The 18,068-nt window shown below is 44.9% G+C and carries 19 protein-coding genes; 1 reads left to right on the top strand and 18 read right to left on the bottom strand.

Annotated features, from left to right (window positions below; translation table 11 throughout):
• Positions 1–141: 141 nt before the first annotated feature.
• Genes moaA through WFH04_RS07800 form a run of 6 tightly spaced genes read right to left on the bottom strand, consistent with a single transcriptional unit; the run spans position 142 to position 4,156 of the window.
• The gene (gene moaA / locus WFH04_RS07775; protein ID WP_336823503.1) at positions 142–1,152 is read right to left on the bottom strand and encodes a GTP 3',8-cyclase MoaA; all 1,011 of its coding nucleotides are present in this window, start codon (positions 1,150–1,152) and stop codon (positions 142–144) included.
• A gap of 6 nt (positions 1,153–1,158) precedes the next feature.
• Positions 1,159–1,728: a molybdenum cofactor guanylyltransferase gene (gene mobA / locus WFH04_RS07780; protein ID WP_336823504.1), complete on the bottom strand. Its 570-nt coding sequence runs from the start codon at positions 1,726–1,728 to the stop codon at positions 1,159–1,161.
• Positions 1,728–1,961: a molybdopterin converting factor subunit 1 gene (moaD, locus tag WFH04_RS07785; RefSeq protein ID WP_336823505.1), complete on the bottom strand. Its 234-nt coding sequence runs from the start codon at positions 1,959–1,961 to the stop codon at positions 1,728–1,730. Before moaD ends, mobA begins: the two co-directional genes overlap by 1 nt.
• Positions 1,958–2,404 (bottom strand): molybdenum cofactor biosynthesis protein MoaE, encoded by a 447-nt coding sequence (locus WFH04_RS07790; protein WP_336823506.1) that lies wholly within the window; start codon positions 2,402–2,404, stop codon positions 1,958–1,960. The genes moaD and WFH04_RS07790 overlap by 4 nt, the downstream gene beginning before the upstream one ends.
• Positions 2,391–2,903, bottom strand: a complete 513-nt coding sequence (gene mobB / locus WFH04_RS07795; RefSeq protein WP_336823507.1) for a molybdopterin-guanine dinucleotide biosynthesis protein B — start codon at positions 2,901–2,903, stop codon at positions 2,391–2,393. Before mobB ends, WFH04_RS07790 begins: the two co-directional genes overlap by 14 nt.
• On the bottom strand, positions 2,900–4,156 hold the full coding sequence (locus tag WFH04_RS07800; protein WP_336823508.1) for a molybdopterin molybdotransferase MoeA: 1,257 nt from the start codon (positions 4,154–4,156) through the stop codon (positions 2,900–2,902). The genes mobB and WFH04_RS07800 overlap by 4 nt, the downstream gene beginning before the upstream one ends.
• Before the next feature lie 120 nt (positions 4,157–4,276).
• Here WFH04_RS07800 and moaC point away from each other — a divergent pair, with 120 nt between their 5' ends.
• Positions 4,277–4,768, top strand: a complete 492-nt coding sequence (gene moaC / locus WFH04_RS07805) for a cyclic pyranopterin monophosphate synthase MoaC (RefSeq protein ID WP_336823509.1) — start codon at positions 4,277–4,279, stop codon at positions 4,766–4,768.
• Between the two features lie 4 nt (positions 4,769–4,772).
• Here moaC and WFH04_RS07810 read toward each other — a convergent pair whose 3' ends face one another.
• From WFH04_RS07810 to WFH04_RS07865, 12 genes are all read right to left on the bottom strand, one after another.
• On the bottom strand, positions 4,773–5,282 hold the full coding sequence (locus tag WFH04_RS07810; RefSeq protein ID WP_336823510.1) for a MogA/MoaB family molybdenum cofactor biosynthesis protein: 510 nt from the start codon (positions 5,280–5,282) through the stop codon (positions 4,773–4,775).
• Positions 5,283–5,318: 36 nt separating this feature from the next.
• Entirely contained in the window at positions 5,319–6,338 is a 1,020-nt protein-coding gene (locus WFH04_RS07815; RefSeq protein ID WP_336823511.1) for a ThiF family adenylyltransferase, read from the bottom strand.
• A 48-nt stretch (positions 6,339–6,386) separates the two neighbouring features.
• On the bottom strand, positions 6,387–7,898 hold the full coding sequence (locus tag WFH04_RS07820; RefSeq protein ID WP_336823512.1) for a nitrate/nitrite transporter: 1,512 nt from the start codon (positions 7,896–7,898) through the stop codon (positions 6,387–6,389).
• 73 nt (positions 7,899–7,971) lie between these two features.
• Positions 7,972–8,136: a hypothetical protein gene (locus WFH04_RS07825; RefSeq protein WP_336823513.1), complete on the bottom strand. Its 165-nt coding sequence runs from the start codon at positions 8,134–8,136 to the stop codon at positions 7,972–7,974.
• A 65-nt stretch (positions 8,137–8,201) separates the two neighbouring features.
• Positions 8,202–8,741, bottom strand: coding sequence for a hemerythrin domain-containing protein (locus WFH04_RS07830; RefSeq protein ID WP_336823514.1), 540 nt, complete (start codon positions 8,739–8,741; stop codon positions 8,202–8,204).
• A gap of 15 nt (positions 8,742–8,756) precedes the next feature.
• The gene (locus WFH04_RS07835; RefSeq protein ID WP_336823515.1) at positions 8,757–9,404 is read right to left on the bottom strand and encodes a response regulator; all 648 of its coding nucleotides are present in this window, start codon (positions 9,402–9,404) and stop codon (positions 8,757–8,759) included.
• 55 nt (positions 9,405–9,459) lie between these two features.
• Complete coding sequence (locus WFH04_RS07840) at positions 9,460–10,530, bottom strand: ATP-binding protein (protein ID WP_336823516.1); 1,071 nt, start codon at positions 10,528–10,530, stop codon at positions 9,460–9,462.
• Positions 10,527–10,991: a GAF domain-containing protein gene (locus tag WFH04_RS07845; protein ID WP_336823517.1), complete on the bottom strand. Its 465-nt coding sequence runs from the start codon at positions 10,989–10,991 to the stop codon at positions 10,527–10,529. The genes WFH04_RS07840 and WFH04_RS07845 overlap by 4 nt, the downstream gene beginning before the upstream one ends.
• Positions 10,992–11,018: 27 nt before the next feature.
• Complete coding sequence (narI, locus tag WFH04_RS07850; RefSeq protein WP_336823518.1) at positions 11,019–11,711, bottom strand: respiratory nitrate reductase subunit gamma; 693 nt, start codon at positions 11,709–11,711, stop codon at positions 11,019–11,021.
• The gene (narJ, locus tag WFH04_RS07855) at positions 11,704–12,273 is read right to left on the bottom strand and encodes a nitrate reductase molybdenum cofactor assembly chaperone (protein WP_336823519.1); all 570 of its coding nucleotides are present in this window, start codon (positions 12,271–12,273) and stop codon (positions 11,704–11,706) included. The genes narI and narJ overlap by 8 nt, the downstream gene beginning before the upstream one ends.
• A complete protein-coding gene (gene narH, locus WFH04_RS07860; RefSeq protein WP_336823520.1) occupies positions 12,266–13,873 on the bottom strand; it encodes a nitrate reductase subunit beta in 1,608 nt (535 codons plus the stop codon). Before narH ends, narJ begins: the two co-directional genes overlap by 8 nt.
• Positions 13,863–17,540, bottom strand: coding sequence for a nitrate reductase subunit alpha (locus WFH04_RS07865; protein WP_336823521.1), 3,678 nt, complete (start codon positions 17,538–17,540; stop codon positions 13,863–13,865). The genes narH and WFH04_RS07865 overlap by 11 nt, the downstream gene beginning before the upstream one ends.
• Between the last annotated feature and the right edge of the window lie 528 nt (positions 17,541–18,068).

An 18,068-nucleotide genomic window follows, 5' to 3' on the forward strand; every position in this document is an offset into this window, starting at 1 on the left:
GCGTGCGCCTGGAACGGAAAGCGACGGTTGTCAGGGGTTCCCCATTTATTCTCCAACCAGAAAGGGACTATCACAGAAAATCAGTTTTCACTGACTTTCTGGACAGCCCCTCAGTTTTTTTAATTTCAATACCGTCTTTCTTCAACCGCCAATATAACTCATATTAATTTTCTTTTTATTTTTCACCGTCTGTTCTGTCCGTTCGTCAGAATAACGATCTCCTCTCCGTTCCCATACCGCGATAATTTCCTGCAGCAGTTCCTCATCTGTTTTACCGCCGCGGACCAGCTCTCGCAAATCAAACCCTTCTGAAGCAAACAAGCAAGTGTAAAGCTTTCCGTCAGAAGACAATCTTGCGCGCGTGCATGATGAGCAAAATGATTCCGATACCGATGTAATGAAACCTACTTCTGCCCCATTATCCACATAACGATAACGCTTGGCAACTTCCCCGAAATATGCTTCTTCCGTAGGCTCCAGTTCGTATTGACCCTTCAGCATGCCATAGATTTCTTGTTTCGTCACAACGCTATCAAAGCTCCACCCGTTGTCATTGCCGACATCCATAAATTCGATAAACCGTAAACTAATGCCCCGCTCTTTAAAGTAGGAAGCCATTGGTAAAATTTCACTTTCATTTACGCCCTTTTTCACGACCATATTAATTTTGATCGTAAAGCCGATCTCTTTAGCCCGATCGATATTGGAGAGGATTAGACCCGGTTTAATGCCCCTGCCGTTCATTTCGCCAAAAATTTGAGGATCCAATGCATCGAGGCTCATATTCAATCGGCGCAAACCTGCATCATACAACGGTTGCGCATACTGTCCCAACAATACGCCATTCGTCGTCAATCCGATATCCTCAATACCGTCGACCGACGTCAACTTCGCAATCAATTCCGGCATATTGCGTCTCATGAGCGGTTCTCCGCCGGTTACCCGAAGCTTCTTCACGCCTAAAGAAGCAAACAACCGTGCAAAGCGCTCAATCTCCTCGAATGACAATAGCTCACTCCTCGGCAAAAACACGTAATCATCTCCGAAAATCTCCTTCGGCATACAGTACGTGCAACGGAAATTACAGCGGTCCGTCACCGAGATTCTGAGATCTCTAATCGGGCGCCCTAATTTATCAACAATCGGATTCATCTTTCCTCAGCTCCTCTCCAAGATATCCGGTGTATTTACATTCTCAAATGCTATTCGAGCATTTTTCGTCAATTCGTGGCCATCTATCCATCGAACGCCATGATTTTCTTGGACAATCATTACTCTTCGCTGGCCATTTTCAAGTGCGTTTCGAAGCCCTTTCTTAACAGAAGCATCCCAAATCGAACAGAGCGGGTGGCGTTTTCCATCTACTTCGACGGCAGTTACACCACCATGATGCCGTCTTATTAATTCTCTCATGACCTCTTCTGTGGTGAATGGCATGTCGCAAGGCAAGACGATGTAACGATCTGCTTCAATAGCTTCCATTCCGGATAATATCCCTGCTAGTGGGCCATCTCCGACGAATGGCTCAATATCCGTCACTACGTGGAGCTCTTTTGGAAATCGATCGACCAATTCTTGTCGCGTAACGATAACAAGTTCTTCGCAAAGCTGCCCAATCGCATCAATTGAACGTTCATAAAATTGACGGCCTTGCCACGATGCAAAAGCCTTTGGAGAACCAAATCGTCTTGACAAACCGCCTGCTAAAAGAATGCCGGCAGTCTTCATTAGCCTCCACTCACTGGAGGAATGAACGCACAAACATCACCGGACTGAATGATGTCATCCAATAATGTATACTCTTCATTGACAGCGACTTGGACATAATCAGCACCAAAGCCGGGATATGTCGTTTCTGCCCATTCCAACAATTCTCGAACCGTTATTTCATCCCGTTCCAACATTTCTTCGCTTTTTCCTGTCAATTCCCTTAACCGCGCAAAATAATGCAGCTTAATCATTGTTGCGTAACCCCACTTTCAGGATATTTTTTCTGTGAACCAATCCATTCTTCGCCGTCTTCCCAAATTTCTTTCTTCCATATAGGCACAACTTCTTTTATTCGATCGATCGCATACTCATTCGCCTCGTAAGCGGACTTCCTATGAGGAGAGGAAACAGCTATGACGACAGCGATGTCAGAAATTTGCAGTTCCCCGATCCGGTGGGCAATTGCCACACGGATACCTGGCCACTTCTCTTCCATTTCCTTGCCGATCTCCGCCAATTTCTTTTCAGCCATCGGAACGTATGCCTCATACGACAAGTAGAGCGTTCGTACACCATGCGTCCATTCACGGACATTGCCAGTGAAAATCGTGACGGCTCCCGCAGACGGATGCAACACATAATCCGCATATTTTTGAATATCAATCGGTTCTTCTACTATTTCAAACGGTTTCATTGCCATCATCCTTTCCAATCCACTCTAAAAACCAACAATCGATTGCCTCAATTTCTTCTCTGCTTCGAATATGGCTCACTTCACCTGCTATTTCGGGACATCCGACTAACAAGCGAATCCCCTGTAGATCACAAAGCGTCTCCCAATCTGATCTGTCCCGCAGCAGCAGCACTTTATCTCCTTTTTCCTGTTTATATCCTTCAATTAATAAAACATCTGGTTTACCGATCGAAGCGATTTCCTTCAGCTTATGGAAATTAGGCTCTTCATTCCAAATGAATTGCACTGCCCCTCCGCCGGCTACTGCTGCCGCATCGGCACCTTCATACAAAAATTGCATCGTGTCAGTGTTTCCATCAGGCATTTGTGGTTTTCCCCCGTGGCCGTGATGTTTCAAAACGGAGACGGATAAACCTCTTTCCTTCAATAAACGGACCCACCGCGCAATTAACGTCGTCTTTCCGCTATTTTTATAGCCGACGATATGGAGGGTCTTCATACTGTCCACTCCTGAACACCAGTCTCACTTCCGATAAGCAAAAGATCAACGACAGCGCCTTTCTCATATCCTCTCGTTCCACTTGGCAAAACGATTAAGCAATTCCCTCTCGCAATTGAGGAGACGGCATTCGACTTATTGAATCCCGCGGGCAATGCGATTACCTTCCCATCTCTAAATTCCCACGTTGCACGGATAAAACGCATGAACGGATTCGGTTTCGTAAAGTCCTCCCATAGAACCGCTGACATCTTAGGCATGTAAGGCGCATTGCAGCCCATCATCTTTAGAATTGCAGGCCTTACAAACAATTCAAACCCAGTGAAGCAAGCAGATGGATTGCCGGATAAACCGAACAGCAACTTGCCATTCAAAACAGCCACAGTCGTCACGCTACCAGGACGCATCGCTACTTTATTGAACAGCACGGTTGCACCAAGCCGCTCATAAATCGCAGGTAAATAGTCGTAATCTCCGACAGATACGCCACCTGTTGTAATAATGAAATCCACTTCGCTTAACGCCTGCTCGACAATTTCCGTACATGTATCCAACTCATCCGCTGCCATCCCGTAGGAACGGCATTCAATCCCCATCCTTTTTAACTGCGCTTCAATCATCGGGCCGTTCGAGTTGCGAATTTTCCCAGGAACTAATTCATCTGCCACATCCAACAATTCCGTTCCTGTTGAGAGTATGCCAGCGACCGGCCTCTTCCCGACTGTAAGTTGTGCATAGCCAAACGTAGCCAACAACGCGACCGTCCCTGGATGGATCAATGAGCCAGCTTCAATAAGCAACTCGCCTTCTTTTGCGTCCTCTCCCTTGAACGAAACATTCTCCCCTGCTTCAAACGGCTTTCTTATTGTAAAACCGCCATCCAGCTCGGTCGTTTGTTCAAACATGACGACTGTATCTGCATCTTCAGGCAATTGTGCCCCCGTCATAATTCGATATGCTTCCTTTTCACCGATCGGCTTTTGCGCAACTTGGCCGGCTCCTATTTCTCCAATGACTGAAAAAGGAACCCGATTGTTACCGGATGCACCGGCTGAATCTACTGACCGAATTGCAAACCCATCATACGGCGATCGATCAAAAGGCGGTACATCGTGTTTAGCTATGATCGGCTCTGCAAGCACCCTTCCATACGCTTCATCCAATTTAACCGTTTCTATTCCAGTAGATGAAGCATGTTCCATCACTGCACGAACTGCCTCATCGACCGGAATCGGTTTTCTCATTTCCACCAAGCGAATCGACTCCCATCTTCTGATATAATTTAATGAACAAGTGCCGAGCACCAGCTCCAATAAGCGCATGTTGATTTCCGAACTGCTTCTTGAACCAAATACATAAAGGGGATGAATCTAGTGTCTGAACTAACGCATTTCAATGAACAAGGAAGGGCTAAAATGGTCGACGTTTCCGATAAAGCGGTAACGACGAGAACAGCGATCGCCACTTCTTCCATTATCGTCAATCAAGATATCCATTCGCAAATTACCGAAGGGACAAATAAAAAAGGTGATGTTTTTGCCGTCGCGCAAGTCGCTGCTATTATGGCAGCGAAAAATACATCCTCTATCATTCCGATGTGCCATCCGATCCCACTTACAGGCGTAGATGTCCATTTTGAGTGGAACATAGATGAAACATCCAATCATTATGAAGTGCTTATACAAGCCGAAGTGAAGACGAAAGGTGTCACCGGTGTCGAAATGGAAGCGCTAACCGCTGCTTCTGCGGCCGCCCTTACGATATACGATATGTGCAAAGCTGCCGGCAAAGAAATGGTCATTGGCCAAACGATGCTACAAAAGAAAACCGGAGGCAAAAATGGCGATTTTGAGCGGACAACTTAATCGATCAGTCCAAATGCTTCGTCAGTTCACGCACAATATGGTGCAGCTCAGGCAATATTAATTTCCTCATGCCTAATTCAACCGCTTTCGAAGAGCCGGGCAATGCGAATAAAACTTTCTCATGGATTGCACCCGCAACAGCCCGGCTCAAAAGCGCCTTCGATCCGACATCCTCCGAATAGCTTAAAAACCTGAACAGCTCTCCAAAACCATCCAAAGGCTTCGTAAAATACGGAGTTACCGTTTCAATCGTCTGATCCCGATGACTAATGCCCGTACCGCCAGTCAAAATGATTGCTTCTACTGTAGACTGCTTCAGCCATTCTTGTAGGTGTTTGCTAATTTGTGACGGATCATCTGTGGAAATTCGATAGTCTACGATCGAATGCCCCTCTGCTTCAGCCATCCGCTTAATCGTTGCGCCGCTTTTATCGTTCTCCATCGTGCGCGTATCACTTACCGTTAAGATACAAATAGCAACCGGCTTTTTCACCGTATTCTCTAAATGAGACAATGATGCTCCTCCTTTTTTCATTGTTGTTGCCTAAAGTTAACCGAAATATTGATGGTAAAGCTTCCTTCCCTCTTGCCTATCCTTCAATCCATGTATAAGCAATCTGCCATTGCCGAACAAAACATAACGGTAGCCTTCTGCTTGGAACTCTACGAAAAACGGTGTCTCTTTATACGGCATATTTAATTGTTCAGCAATTCGCACTCCATCCTGAATCGTTAATGTTCTATCACGACCTGGCACAACTTGGACTGCATTTCTACCACAAAGAACAGCGTAGTCTGTTTCCTCCGGTTCATAGATCGCAGGATATGTCGGTGCTTCGCCGCAAGTGGCGCAGTTCTCTTTTTGAAGCCTCGAAATTCCTGCCTCTACTTGCGTAGTATTCCAAACATCGAAGTGGAGTAGCTTCGTCATCATGGCCTCTTCATTACAGGTCAGAAATTTAAGCGCTTCTGCAGTTTGCCTCGCAGCAACAATTTGCACTGCTGGCGCAATAATGCCTGCAGTGTCGCACGTTTCATTCACAGAGGGAAGTGAAGGCAACAAACATCGAAAACAAGGGGTTTTTCCGGGAATGAAAGAAAAGACAGTCCCCGAACTTCCGACACATGCACCGTGAATCCATGGAATCCCTTTTTTCCAAGCCATGTCATTCATTAAAAGCCTTGTCTCAAAATTATCTGTTGCATCCATTATCAAATCTGCGTCCTCGACAATCGACTCAAGCAACGGTCCATCTACATGATCAAGTATCATACGAAGCTGGACATCTTGCCGAATCGCCTTTAGTCTACGCTCCGCAGCGACGACTTTCGGTATTTGTTCTATTGCGTCCTGCTCCGTGAATAACTGTTGCCTTTGCAAGTTGGAAGCTTCGACATAGTCTCTATCCGCGATTGTCAGCTTGCCAACTCCAGCCCTTACGAGTGTTTCTGCAATCGGCGATCCTAAAGCGCCACAGCCGATTATGACAACATGCGCTTTTCCTAATTTTTTCTGTCCTTTTTCCCCGATCGGTTTGAAAAGTGTTTGCCGTGAATATCTATTGTCCAATTCGCACACATCCGTTCATTTTTCAAATGAAGCGAGGGCTTCCGATCGTTATGATCGTCTGCCCTCTTCATGCGAAGGTGTAATATCGCTGAAAGTTCCGACATAACGCTCGATTTCTCCGGAACTGTTTCGCACTTCATTGATCGTCAGCAATTCCAAATACTCTTCGCCGTTTTTCTTCTTATTCCATATTTCACCTTGCCATGCACCTTGTTCTCCAATAATGCTCCACATCGTCGTGTAAAATTGCTTCGATTGCCTTCCCGAACTTAGAAGGTTCGGGTTGCTGCCGATAACTTCCTCTTCAGTATAACCTGTCAATTGCGTAAATGCAGGGTTGACCGATAAAATCTTTCCTTTATCATCTGTTACTAAAATTCCTTGGCCCGTTGAGTCGAAAACATCTTTCGCTAATGCAACACGGTCCATGTAGTAAAGCCAGACAACGAATACGAGGCTGACGAGTGCCACCTGTGAAAATGCCATAAATCCGATAGAGTAAGAACCTGTCATTGAGTGGATTGTCGAAAGAAGCAACGGAGGAAAAAATCCGCCAAGCCCTCCCATCATTGAGACAATCCCATTGACGATTCCGGCTTGCTTATTAAAATAGAAGGGCACTAACTTGAATATGACGCCATTTCCAATTCCAGCAGTTGTTGCGATAAGCATACTGCCAATTGTGTATAGGCCGATCTCCGGTGAAAACGCTAATAAAATGGCAGCAATCGTCAAGCCTGCAAAGCAGCCCATCAAAAGGAACAATGGTTGGAATTTATCAGCAAGCCAACCGCCTACCGGGCGCAATAATGTCGCAACGACTATGAAACCGGCTGTCCGCATGCCAGCGTCCACTTTTTCCAGTTCGAAATACGTAACTAAGAAGTTTGGAAGGAATACTGTAAACGCGACAAACGAACCGAATGTGATGAAATAGAACAACGAGAAAAACCAAAGCTTTTCATTTTTATAGACACCTTTAATTTGCTCAACGATCGATGTCTTCACCTTTACTTCTTGACGATCTCCGAAAATGAAGTTTAAAGCAGCAAACACTAGCAATAAGATGAGGTAGAGCTTAACAGTCATCGACCAGCCGATTTGCGTTGCAACTACAGGAGCGGCAAATGTCGATACGGCGGTTCCGATATTCCCCATCCCGTAAATGCCGTTTACGAGACCATGCTTCTCTTTTGGATAGTATTTTGGCAGCGACGTTACCCCTACTGAGAAGATTGCTCCCCCGATTCCAAGGAACGTACCACCGATAATTAATCCGGTGAATGAGGATGTTTCACTTATGTAGTACACTGGAAAGAGAAGCAAGATGAAGCTGATGATGAATATAATTCTTGCTCCGAAAATGTTTGCATAATAGCCTAACGGAATACGCAAAACAGAACCTAACACTACGGGTACAGCTGTTACTATCGCTAATCTTTCAGGCGGTATGGATATGTCTTCGGTAATGAAAGGCAATAAGGAGGATAATAATACCCATACCATGAAGCCAATGACTAAGTTGGCTGTCTGTAATGGCAACTGCGCTTTTTTTATCATGTCGATCAGTCCATTCTGAAAGTAGTGAGTAATTATAATGAATCACTTGTTTTTACAACAAAATCGAATACTATTAATTTCCGTTCCCGGCGGACGTTTTCCGCGTGCAAGCACCGAGCCGCTTCGCCCCTTTCAAGGTACAGCTGGAAAAGACGTAAAGAAGAACGACTGTTGCAAACAAATGCGAAGCTTGTGGCAGAGCTTGGACTTTCGCCGCCTTCCACTTCAATCCACTCATTAATAGATCATCTTGACTAAGAAATTCTTTTCCCGATAATGCTCAAATGAATGAATCATAGCATTTTACTTACCTATCTCAACAATCGGTGTATACAATTCTTCAAATAACTGGTCTTGTTCTTGGATTCGTAAAATGTTTATGACCATCGGAAAAATGATCGATTGCTCTTTGACGAAGTGTACGGTAATGACTTCGAATGCTTCGCCTGCGTCCTTTACGACGTCTTTCATGTCTTGCAACGTGAGTTCCTGTAAGTCGCCCATTGTGTGGTGGAGGAAATGTCCGATGTAGGCATCGATTTCTTCATGTTCTTCCTCGACCGCAAGAACTGGGCCTTGCTCGTCTCCGATGTATTTGGATAGCATTGGAAATAAGAACTCTTCCTCTTTGTCTGTATGGTTTTTGAAAGGCTCAATGAAGTCGACGATGAGCCGCCGCAATGTTGATAATGCTTCGCGGGCCTCCTCTTCTGTATAAATATCCCTTTCAAATCCTAAGACGATCGGATGCCATTGATCCATTAAATAGGACAAGTATTGGTGTTCATTCTCTAATACCCGCAATGCGGGCAAATCAAATTGAAATGTATTTTCCGTCGTCAAACTGAAACACCTCTTTCAGAAGTTCAGGAACTTCTTTCTCAACGCATATTCCACAAGTTCCGGCCTGCTTTTCAAATTGAGTTTTTCCATAATTTTCGACTTATGAGCCTCTACAGTTTTCACAGAAATGTATAGCATTTCGGCTATCTCTTTATTGCCATAGCCCTTCGCAACTAAAGGCAAAATTTCAATTTCGCGTCGGGAGAGGATTTTATAAGGGTCCGTCTCGATTTCCTTATCATCCTTCGTTACGAATTGCCGTACGAGGGAGGTGGCCATCGATGGATGGATGTAAGTGCCTCCGTCGTAAACAGTCCTGATTGCCTTTAGCAGCTCTTCGTCGGGGGAGTTTTTTAGGACATAGCCCGAAGCCCCGTTTTTTAGGACATGGAATAAATATTCTTCGTCATCATACATCGTTAAAATAACAATTTTTGTTTCAGGAAAATCCTCTCTAATTTTCCCTGTCGCAATGAGACCGCTTTCGCCGGGTGGCATGCTTAAATCCATTAGCAGTATGTCCGGCCGGTGCTTGGCAACTTGGTCATATGCCTCTAGTCCATCCGCCGCGGTCGCCACTACATCCATGTCACTTTGAAAGTTCAAAATATGCATGAAACCACTGCGAACGACTGCATGATCGTCAGCGATAATGATCTTCACTCTTTTATTCTCCTTCAAATTCATTTAGTCAGCCCAGCATTTATTAAGAACCTATTTAACTATCGATCGGCATTTGCTCTCGCAAAGGAACATCCAACTGCACTATCGTTCCTTTACCAATTTCCGAACGGATTTGCAAATTTGCCTCCACTAAATCAGCTCGTTCCTTCATGCCATAAAGTCCCAAACCTGTCCCTTTAGGGGCATTATTGTCAATCTCGAATCCTACTCCCTCATCTATGACAAGTAAATGGAGCATATGATCCGCCTCGTACAACCTAACGACAATTTCATCTACTCCGGCATATTTCAGCGCATTCAAAACTGCCTCCTGGCAAACTCGATAGACAACCGTTTCAACTTCTCCGTTATAACGTTTCGCTTCAAGCTCCGGATTGAAATGAACGACAACGCCATAGTTTTTCTCTATCCACTTAAAATGGGTCCGAAATGCGGCCATCAATCCAAGATCATCAAGCGTTGCCGGCCTCAGTTCCACGGACATATGGCGAATGTCGTCCAACAATCGCATAAGAGAGCCTTCTGCTTGTTGAAGTTTTTTCAGTACGTCTGCTTCTACATTCATATATTTCAAAACTCGCAAATCAACGAGTGAGCTAAGCATTTCTTGCGCTACACTATCATGGAGCTCTCGGGAAATACGCTTTCGCTCATTTTCCTGCGCCTTAATGATCTGCTTCATCATCAACTTCTGATTTAGCTCTTCTTGCGTCTTATATTGGCGCGTCAAGTCCCTTAACATGAACACACGGATGCCTGTTTCAGGATCTATCGTCTGGATGCTTGCCGAATAAGGGATGACCCCTTTCCCTTTCGTATCGAAATATACTTGGAAAGAGCTAATATCTTCTTCCGGATTCGACATATAACAGGATAGGCACGTCTGCAATTCATCTGTACTCGTATACCCTTTGCATGTACGGCAAATCGCTTTCGTGCTTCCCGCCATCATCTGCTCATAAACATCATCCGCCAAAATTTCCTCAGCTGCCCGATTCATTGATAAAACCTTGCCATCGCGATCAAAAAAAAAGATGATTTCGTCTGAATTAGCGTATAGCTTTGTCAATAAATTCATGACGCTGCTTTCACCGTTCCGCTTCATTCTTTCACCATCTCCTTGTCATAAAATGGGCCAAAGCCGTCTTTGATTGTCTCCTTGAATTGCTCGAAAATCGTTTCTGTCAGTTTTCGTTTCGCCCGGAATCCAACGAGCAATACACCTTTCACTTGATTGTACTTATAAAGCGGTACTGCACCAAAGCTTTTCAATTTTTCCGTCATGATGATTGGATAATTGAACAGATCGTCCGGACTCAAATCCGTCTCAGCATCTCCAACATAGATTGGTTTTCCTGTTTTGAACACCAAACCGGCGACTCCTTTTCCCGATTGTAAAACAATTCGCCGATAACGCTCACTCCGATTGCCCACTACATTCGTCCATCTCAATTCAAAATTCCGATCCGGCGACTGTATTAGCGCGATTCCAACAAAATCAAAGCTAAAGGATTGCTGGATCCGCTCCAATTCCCCTTGAAAATTAACATTTGCCCACTCGTTCATAAGCCATTTCTCCTCATTGAAAATACCTTATCTTCTAGTCGCTTTAGCGGGCGACCTTCTATAAAGAATATAGCTCCTTCCCGCATAATTCAATGGTACGCTCCATACGTGGACAAGTCTTGTGAACGGCCACATAGCAAAAATAAGGAAACCGCTTAAAATATGCATTTTAAATGGTAGTGGAACGGACGCCATATATCCTGCATCCGGTCGGAAAATGAGCAAAGAACGGAACCAGACGGAAATCGAATCGCGATAATCGAATCCCGGATTTACATTATTCGTCACGAGAGAACTGTAAACACCGATAAAAACGATAAAGAGAAGCAATGAGTTGACAATTAAATCCGATGTCGAAGACAATTTCCGGACATTTTTGTTCGAAAATCTCCTTGCAGTTAAAATGAACATCCCCGCAAGTGTGACAACTCCAAAAAAGCCGCCTCCCCAAACAGCACCCATATGGTACATATGGTCGCTAATGCCAATTGCACGTGTCCACTCTTTCGGAATACCAAGTCCTGCAACATGCCCCAAAATAACCGGTATGATGCCTACATGGAAAAGAAGGCTTCCGATCATTAGTTGTTTCTTCTCAATAAATTCACTAGACTTAGCCGTCCAGCCAAACTGATCGTGACGGTAGCGAAAAATATGTCCGACAATAAAAACAGCAATGCATACGTAAGGAAAAATCACCCATAAAAATTGATTAGTCATTGGCAAGAACCTCCTGTTGGATACAAGCCTTAAATGCCTCCCTCATCCCTTTGACAAGATAAAAATAAGGGCTCTCAATTTTCTCCAGTGCTTTCATCAAATGATAGGAGCCATCCTCCATAACAGCCAACAGCATGGAAAAGCTCTGCTGGGCACGTGGATCTCCTTTCCAATCCGCAGCATAGATGAACTCACACATGAGCGGGAGGAAATCGGATAACTCATTGTCCGGCATCAACAAACCGAACATTTCATATAAAACTTTCAATCGGGCAAGCATTTGCCCCCGTTCTTTCGAATCTTCGTACTTCACATAAGTCATGAACAGCGTGCACTGCTTCTCGAAATCAAAAGTCTCTGTATACAACTGTCTAATTTCATCAAGACTTAATTCATGCATTGCGTCCCAATATTTTTTTACGTCCGGATAGGCGGGATCAGAAGAGTCAATTGACTCTTCCAATGCCGCAGGATAGAAAATTTGTTTCTCGGGATAGGACAAATGATGAGCGAAAAAGCCGAAGACGCTTTTTTCATCGTAAAGGCGGTTTAAATCAATCACGCCAAATCCCCCCGTAGAAGTTTTCTTCATAAATTTCCTTGCCTGTTTTGCCCTTTGCAATCGGTCCACAGCCATCACAGCTTCCATCAGCACCCATCATCGAATAGCCAAATTGGCTTGGTGAGTTGGAGATGCTCTCACCGTGTGTACCCATCTGTTCGTTATAACCCGTAGAACCTTGTGAACGGTATACGTTCATGCTCCCCTCTTTATGAGAAGTCGGGATAACAAAGCGATCTTCGTACTTACCGATTGCAAGCAGCCGATACATCGCCTTCGTTTGGCGAGCAGTCAAACCGACCCGCTCTAATTTTGATTCATCGAACTCTTTTCCTGACGATACGGCACGCATATAAGCACGCATCATTGCCATACGCTGCAATCCTTCCTTCACAGTTTCCGTATCGCCCGCAGTTAGCATATTTGCTAAGTATTGGATCGGGATGCGCATTTCTTCGATTGCCGGGAAAATCATATCCGGATTTTTGATTGAATCTTTCCCTTCAAAATAGTTCATAATCGGGCTAAGCGGTGGCACGTACCAAACCATCGGCAATGTCCGGTATTCTGGATGTAATGGAAAAGCTAATTTGTACTCAATCGCCAACTTGTAAACAGGCGAATTTTGTGCAGCTACAATCCAATCCTCCGAGATGCCGTCTTTTCTTGCCTGCTCAATCACTTCTGGATCATTCGGATCTAAAAACAAATCACATTGTGCTTTATAAAGGTCTTGCGGATTTGGCGTTGATGCTGCTTCTAACACGCGGTCTGCATCATATAATAGAACGCCTAAGTAGCGAATTCTGCCTGTGCAAGTTTCTGAGCATACAGTCGGCAATCCGGACTCTATTCTCGGGAAGCAAAATGTGCATTTTTCCGCCTTATTCGTCTTCCAGTTGAAATATACCTTTTTATACGGACAGCCCGTCATGCAATAGCGCCAGCCGCGGCATGCCTCCTGATCGACTAAGACGATACCGTCCTCTTCGCGTTTATAGATGGCCCCTGCAGGGCAGGACGCGACACAACTTGGATTTAAGCAATGTTCGCACAATCTTGGCAAATACATCATGAATGCTTGTTCAAAATTGAATTTAATGTCATCTTCTATTTTTTTAATGTTCGGGTCTTCCGGTCCTGTAATATGTCCGCCAGCCAATTGATCTTCCCAGTTCGGCCCCCATTCGAGGTCCATATATTCTCCTGAAACGACCGATTTCGCTCTTGCCACAGGTGTATGCTCTTGTTCCGGCGCGGTTGTCAGCTTTTCATAATCATACGTCCAAGGTTCATAGTAATCCTTAATTTCGGGCATATCTGGATTGTAGAAAATCTTCCCTAAGGCAATTTTGGACATTTTGGATCCGGACTTCAGCTGAAGCTTGCCGTTTACAAGCTCCCAGCCACCTTTATAGACTTCCTGATCTTCCCAATTTTTTGGATATCCGATTCCAGGCTTCGTTTCAACATTGTTGAACCACATGTATTCCGCGCCTTCCCGATTTGTCCAAGTTGTTTTGCATGTAACGCTACACGTGTGGCAACCGATGCATTTGTCCAAATTCATCACCATTGCTACTTGAGCTTTAATTTTCAAGCCAGTTTACCTCCTTCATCTTGCGTACCGCTACGTATTCATCACGCTGATTACCGATCGGCCCGTAATAATTGAATCCGTAACTGAGCTGTGCATATCCTCCTACCATTTGCGTCGGCTTCATATGAATTCTTGTAGGTGCGTTATGGCTTCCTCCACGCTCTGCCGAAATTTCCGATCCGGGCACTTGAATATGCTTATCCTGTGCGTGGTACATGAACATCGTCCCTTTCGGCATTCTATGACTGATAACAGCCCTTGCCGTCACGACGCCGTTCCGGTTGTATACTTCCAGCCACTGATTGTCTTCGATGTCGTGTTCGGCTGCATCAAGATCTGAAATCCAAACAGTTGGACCACCTCGGAATAACGTCAACATATGTTGGTTATCTTGATACGTCGAGTGGATGTTCCATTTACCATGCGGCGTCAAATATCGTAAAACGAGTGAATCTTGGCCACCGACAATCTGCTTGTCTTTTGGTCCTAACACCATCGGCGGCAAAGTCGGCTTATAAACCGGCAAAGATTCTCCGAAATCAAGGAACAGTTCATGATCAATATAGAAGTGCTGCCTTCCCGTCAATGTTCGGAATGGAACGAGCCGCTCTATATTTGTCGTGAATGGTGAGTAACGTCTACCCATCTTGTTCGAGCCACTGAAAACAGGTGTTGGAATGACTTCCCTCGGCTGTGCGGTAATGCTTGCAAACGTGAAACGCTCCGCTGCACGATCTGCCGAAATATCTTTCAGCTCTACTCCCGTATCTTTTTCCGCAGCTTCAAAAGCACGTTGCGATACACGGCCGTTCGTTGCGGATGATAGTGTAAGAATAGCTTCCGCGGCGTTTTTCGCAGTGTAGAGCTTCGGCAAGCCATCCTTTATTGTTTCATCTTCATAAATGCCATTGATCGCTTTCATCATTTCATACTCTTCCGCTACGGAGAACGAGACGCCATGTGCACCAACTTTTCCAGTCGATAAAAGGGGCCCTAACGTAATGTATTTGTCGTACACTTTCGTAAAATCCCTTTCGACCATTGTCATATTAGGCATTGTTTTTCCGGGGATTGCTTCTACCTCACCTTTTTTCCAGTCTTTCACTTCTCCATATGGTTGTGCAATTTCTTGAACGGAATCATGGCCCAATGGCGTTGTCACCAAGTCCTTGTAAATACCCGGCAAGTACGTTTGCGCCATATGTGAGAACGTTTCCGCCAATGACCGGAAGATATCCCAATCCGAGCGCGATTCCCATAATGGATCGACAGCCGGATTGAACGGGTGAACAAATGGGTGCATATCAGTCGATGACAAATCGACTTTTTCATACCAAGTTGCCGCAGGAAGGACGAGATCTGCATATAACGGTGTTGTCGTCATCCGGAAATCCAGTGCTACAAGCAGATCCAACTTTCCTTCCACTTCATCCCGCCAGACGATTTCTTCCGGCTTCATATCCTCATTTGGCTTTGCCAACAATCCAGATGATGCCCCAAATAAATGCTTCATGAAATACTCTTGCCCTTTTGCCGAACTGGACACTAAGTTTGAACGCCAGACGAACAATGATCTTGGGAAGTTTTCAGGTGCATCCGGGTCTTCAATTGCAAAATTCAACTTGCCTGATGTTAATTGTTCAACTGTGTAATCGACAATCTCTTTCGTTGTCTTTTTGCCCGCTTTTGCTGCTTCTTCTGTCAGCATAAGGCTGTTCCGGTTGAATTGCGGATAAGAAGGCAGCCATCCTAATCTTGCAGCCAATACGTTATAATCCGCCGGATGCTCGTAACGGGATTTCTTGCCTAACGGTGAAGATAACGAACTCGTTCCTCCTTCTTCATACTTCCACTGATCAGTCGCGAAGTAGAAAAAAGACGTTCCATTTTGCAATCTTGGCGGGGCTTGCCAATCACGAGCAAATGCAATTGTGCTCCAGCCTTCGATCGGACGGCATTTCTCCTGACCAACGTAGTGCGCCCAGCCCCCGCCGTTTTTTCCTTGGGATGCCGTCAGCGTCACTAAGTTTAAAATTGAACGATAGATAGTATCGCTATTAAACCAATGATTGATCCCCGCTCCCATAATAATCATTGATCTTCCGTTCGTATCGATCGCGTTTTGAGCAAACTCACGAGCAATTTGGACGACCAATTCAGGCTTGACGCCCGTTACCTTCGCCTGCCATGCAGGTGTGTAAAATGATTCGGCATCATCGTAGCCTTTCGCATCCCATTTGCTGCCTGAACGCTGGATGCCGTATTGACTCATCATGACGTCGTACACAGTTGCAACGTAACGCTCAGTTCCGTCAGCACACTTCACTTTCTTCGCTGGAATAGCGCGAGTGAAAACGCCATTGCCGCCATTGTCAAAGTAAGGGAACTGGATTTCTTTCCATTCGGCGCCGTGGTCAACAACGGACATCGCCGGTTCAATTTTTGTGCCATCTTCATTTTCAAGGATCAAATTCCAATCGGTATCTTTTTCCCAACGTTGCCCCATCGTTCCGTTCGGCACAATTACTTCATTTTTCACTTCATCGAATATGAGTGGCTTCCATTCCGCATGCTCAGATTCTTGACCTATGTCGCTCGCTCGCAAAAACCGACCCGCTTTATAGCCCCCTTCATGCTCTTCGAAAGTGATTAAAAACGGCATATCCGTATACTGTTTTGCGTAATCGATAAACATTGGCTCTTTCCGCTTTTCATAGAATTCATCCAAGATGACATGAGTCATCGCTTGTGCAACAGCTGCGTCTGTACCCGGGTGTGGAGAAATCCAATCGTCAGCATGGACAACGCTTTCCGCATAATCCGGAGCGACCGAGACTGTTTTCGTTCCTTTATACCGTACTTCCGTCATGAAATGCGCATCAGGGGTACGAGTGAGCGGTACGTTCGAGCCCCACATAATGATGTAACCTGCGTTAAACCAGTCGCTCGATTCAGGCACGTCTGTCTGTTCTCCCCAAATTTGCGGTGAAGATGGCGGTAGGTCTGCATACCAGTCGTAAAAGCTAAGCATCTCACCGCCTAATAATGAAATGAAGCGTGCCCCCGAAGCGTAGCTGATCATCGACATTGCAGGGATCGGCGTAAACCCGGCAATCCGATCAGGTCCATATTTTTGGATTGTGTAAATCAATTGCGCGGCGATTAAAATCTTGGCGTCATTCCAATGAATCCGGACATGCCCGCCTTTTCCTCTCGCTTTTTTGTATTCTGTCGATTTGACGGGATCTTCAACGATACTCGCCCAAGCTTTAATTGGGTGCTTATGTTCAGAAAGTGCCTCACTCCACATACGCCATAATTTTCCTCGTATGTATGGATATTTCACTCGCAAAGGGCTGTACTCATACCACGAAAAAGAGGCACCACGCGGACAACCCCTCGGCTCGAATTCCGGCATATCAGGGCCACATGATGGATAATCAATTTGCTGATTTTCCCAAGTGATAATGCCGTTCTTTATGAAAACCTTCCAGCTACAAGATCCCGTACAGTTAACTCCATGCGTCGTACGAACAACTTTGTCATGCGACCAACGTTGACGGTACATGTTTTCCCAATCACGACTTTTTTCTTCAAGCACTGACCAATTGCCTGAATAGCGTTCCACCGGCTTAAAATACTTCATACTAAACTTGTTCTTAGACATAGAACCATTTCACTCCCTCTATCAGAATGGCAGTAATCATGAGAAAGAGACGTACTATCCAGACTGTAGTCAAAGTATCTTTTTACTTTGTCTACAGTCTTTTTAAGGATTTCAGTTATGAGATAGGTGTTTGCCCAGCTTGGCTTGAAAACGCTTGTCAAGGAAGGCAGTATAGATGCGCGACATCTTTCCACAAAGGGCGCGTAGGAGGCAAATCGAACCCTTCGCTGTTCGATTCGCAGTATGCGAGCGTTTGTCAACAAGCTGTATCATCGCCTTATACGTTACATGTTAAAGATTAATCAAAATAGAACCATTAGGGTTTTCCCTATTTCTGGTTTTGTTCACATGATTCAAACAAAAAAGTCACCATTTCGGCAACTTTTTGTCATAAAGATTCAAGTTAGCTTTAACAATTATTGTTAACAACAAGACGTAGAGATTGTTAATTTCCATTTATGATGGTTGCTTTCCACCAACAAAGTGATCAAAAAGGGATATGAGTTCCTACTATTTTCTCAGCAATTA

The organism is Sporosarcina sp. USHLN248, from assembly GCF_037144575.1.
GTDB classification, from domain to species: Bacteria; Bacillota; Bacilli; order Bacillales_A; family Planococcaceae; genus Sporosarcina; species Sporosarcina contaminans.

What these genes read in the sequence shown, in the direction of transcription:
- mobA (WP_336823504.1), bottom strand. Translation starts at nt 1,728, where the DNA reads ATGAAGACTGCCGGCATTCTTTTAGCAGGCGGTTTGTCAAGACGATTT.
- narI (WP_336823518.1), bottom strand. Translation starts at nt 11,711, where the DNA reads ATGACTAATCAATTTTTATGGGTGATTTTTCCTTACGTATGCATTGCT.
- mobB (WP_336823507.1), bottom strand. Translation starts at nt 2,903, where the DNA reads ATGAAGACCCTCCATATCGTCGGCTATAAAAATAGCGGAAAGACGACG.
- WFH04_RS07840 (WP_336823516.1), bottom strand. Translation starts at nt 10,530, where the DNA reads ATGAAGCGGAACGGTGAAAGCAGCGTCATGAATTTATTGACAAAGCTA.
- WFH04_RS07865 (WP_336823521.1), bottom strand. Translation starts at nt 17,540, where the DNA reads ATGTCTAAGAACAAGTTTAGTATGAAGTATTTTAAGCCGGTGGAACGC.
- WFH04_RS07845 (WP_336823517.1), bottom strand. Translation starts at nt 10,991, where the DNA reads ATGAACGAGTGGGCAAATGTTAATTTTCAAGGGGAATTGGAGCGGATC.
- WFH04_RS07820 (WP_336823512.1), bottom strand. Translation starts at nt 7,898, where the DNA reads ATGATAAAAAAAGCGCAGTTGCCATTACAGACAGCCAACTTAGTCATT.
- WFH04_RS07825 (WP_336823513.1), bottom strand. Translation starts at nt 8,136, where the DNA reads ATGAGTGGATTGAAGTGGAAGGCGGCGAAAGTCCAAGCTCTGCCACAA.
- WFH04_RS07790 (WP_336823506.1), bottom strand. Translation starts at nt 2,404, where the DNA reads ATGAAACCGTTTGAAATAGTAGAAGAACCGATTGATATTCAAAAATAT.
- moaD (WP_336823505.1), bottom strand. Translation starts at nt 1,961, where the DNA reads ATGATTAAGCTGCATTATTTTGCGCGGTTAAGGGAATTGACAGGAAAA.
- moaA (WP_336823503.1), bottom strand. Translation starts at nt 1,152, where the DNA reads ATGAATCCGATTGTTGATAAATTAGGGCGCCCGATTAGAGATCTCAGA.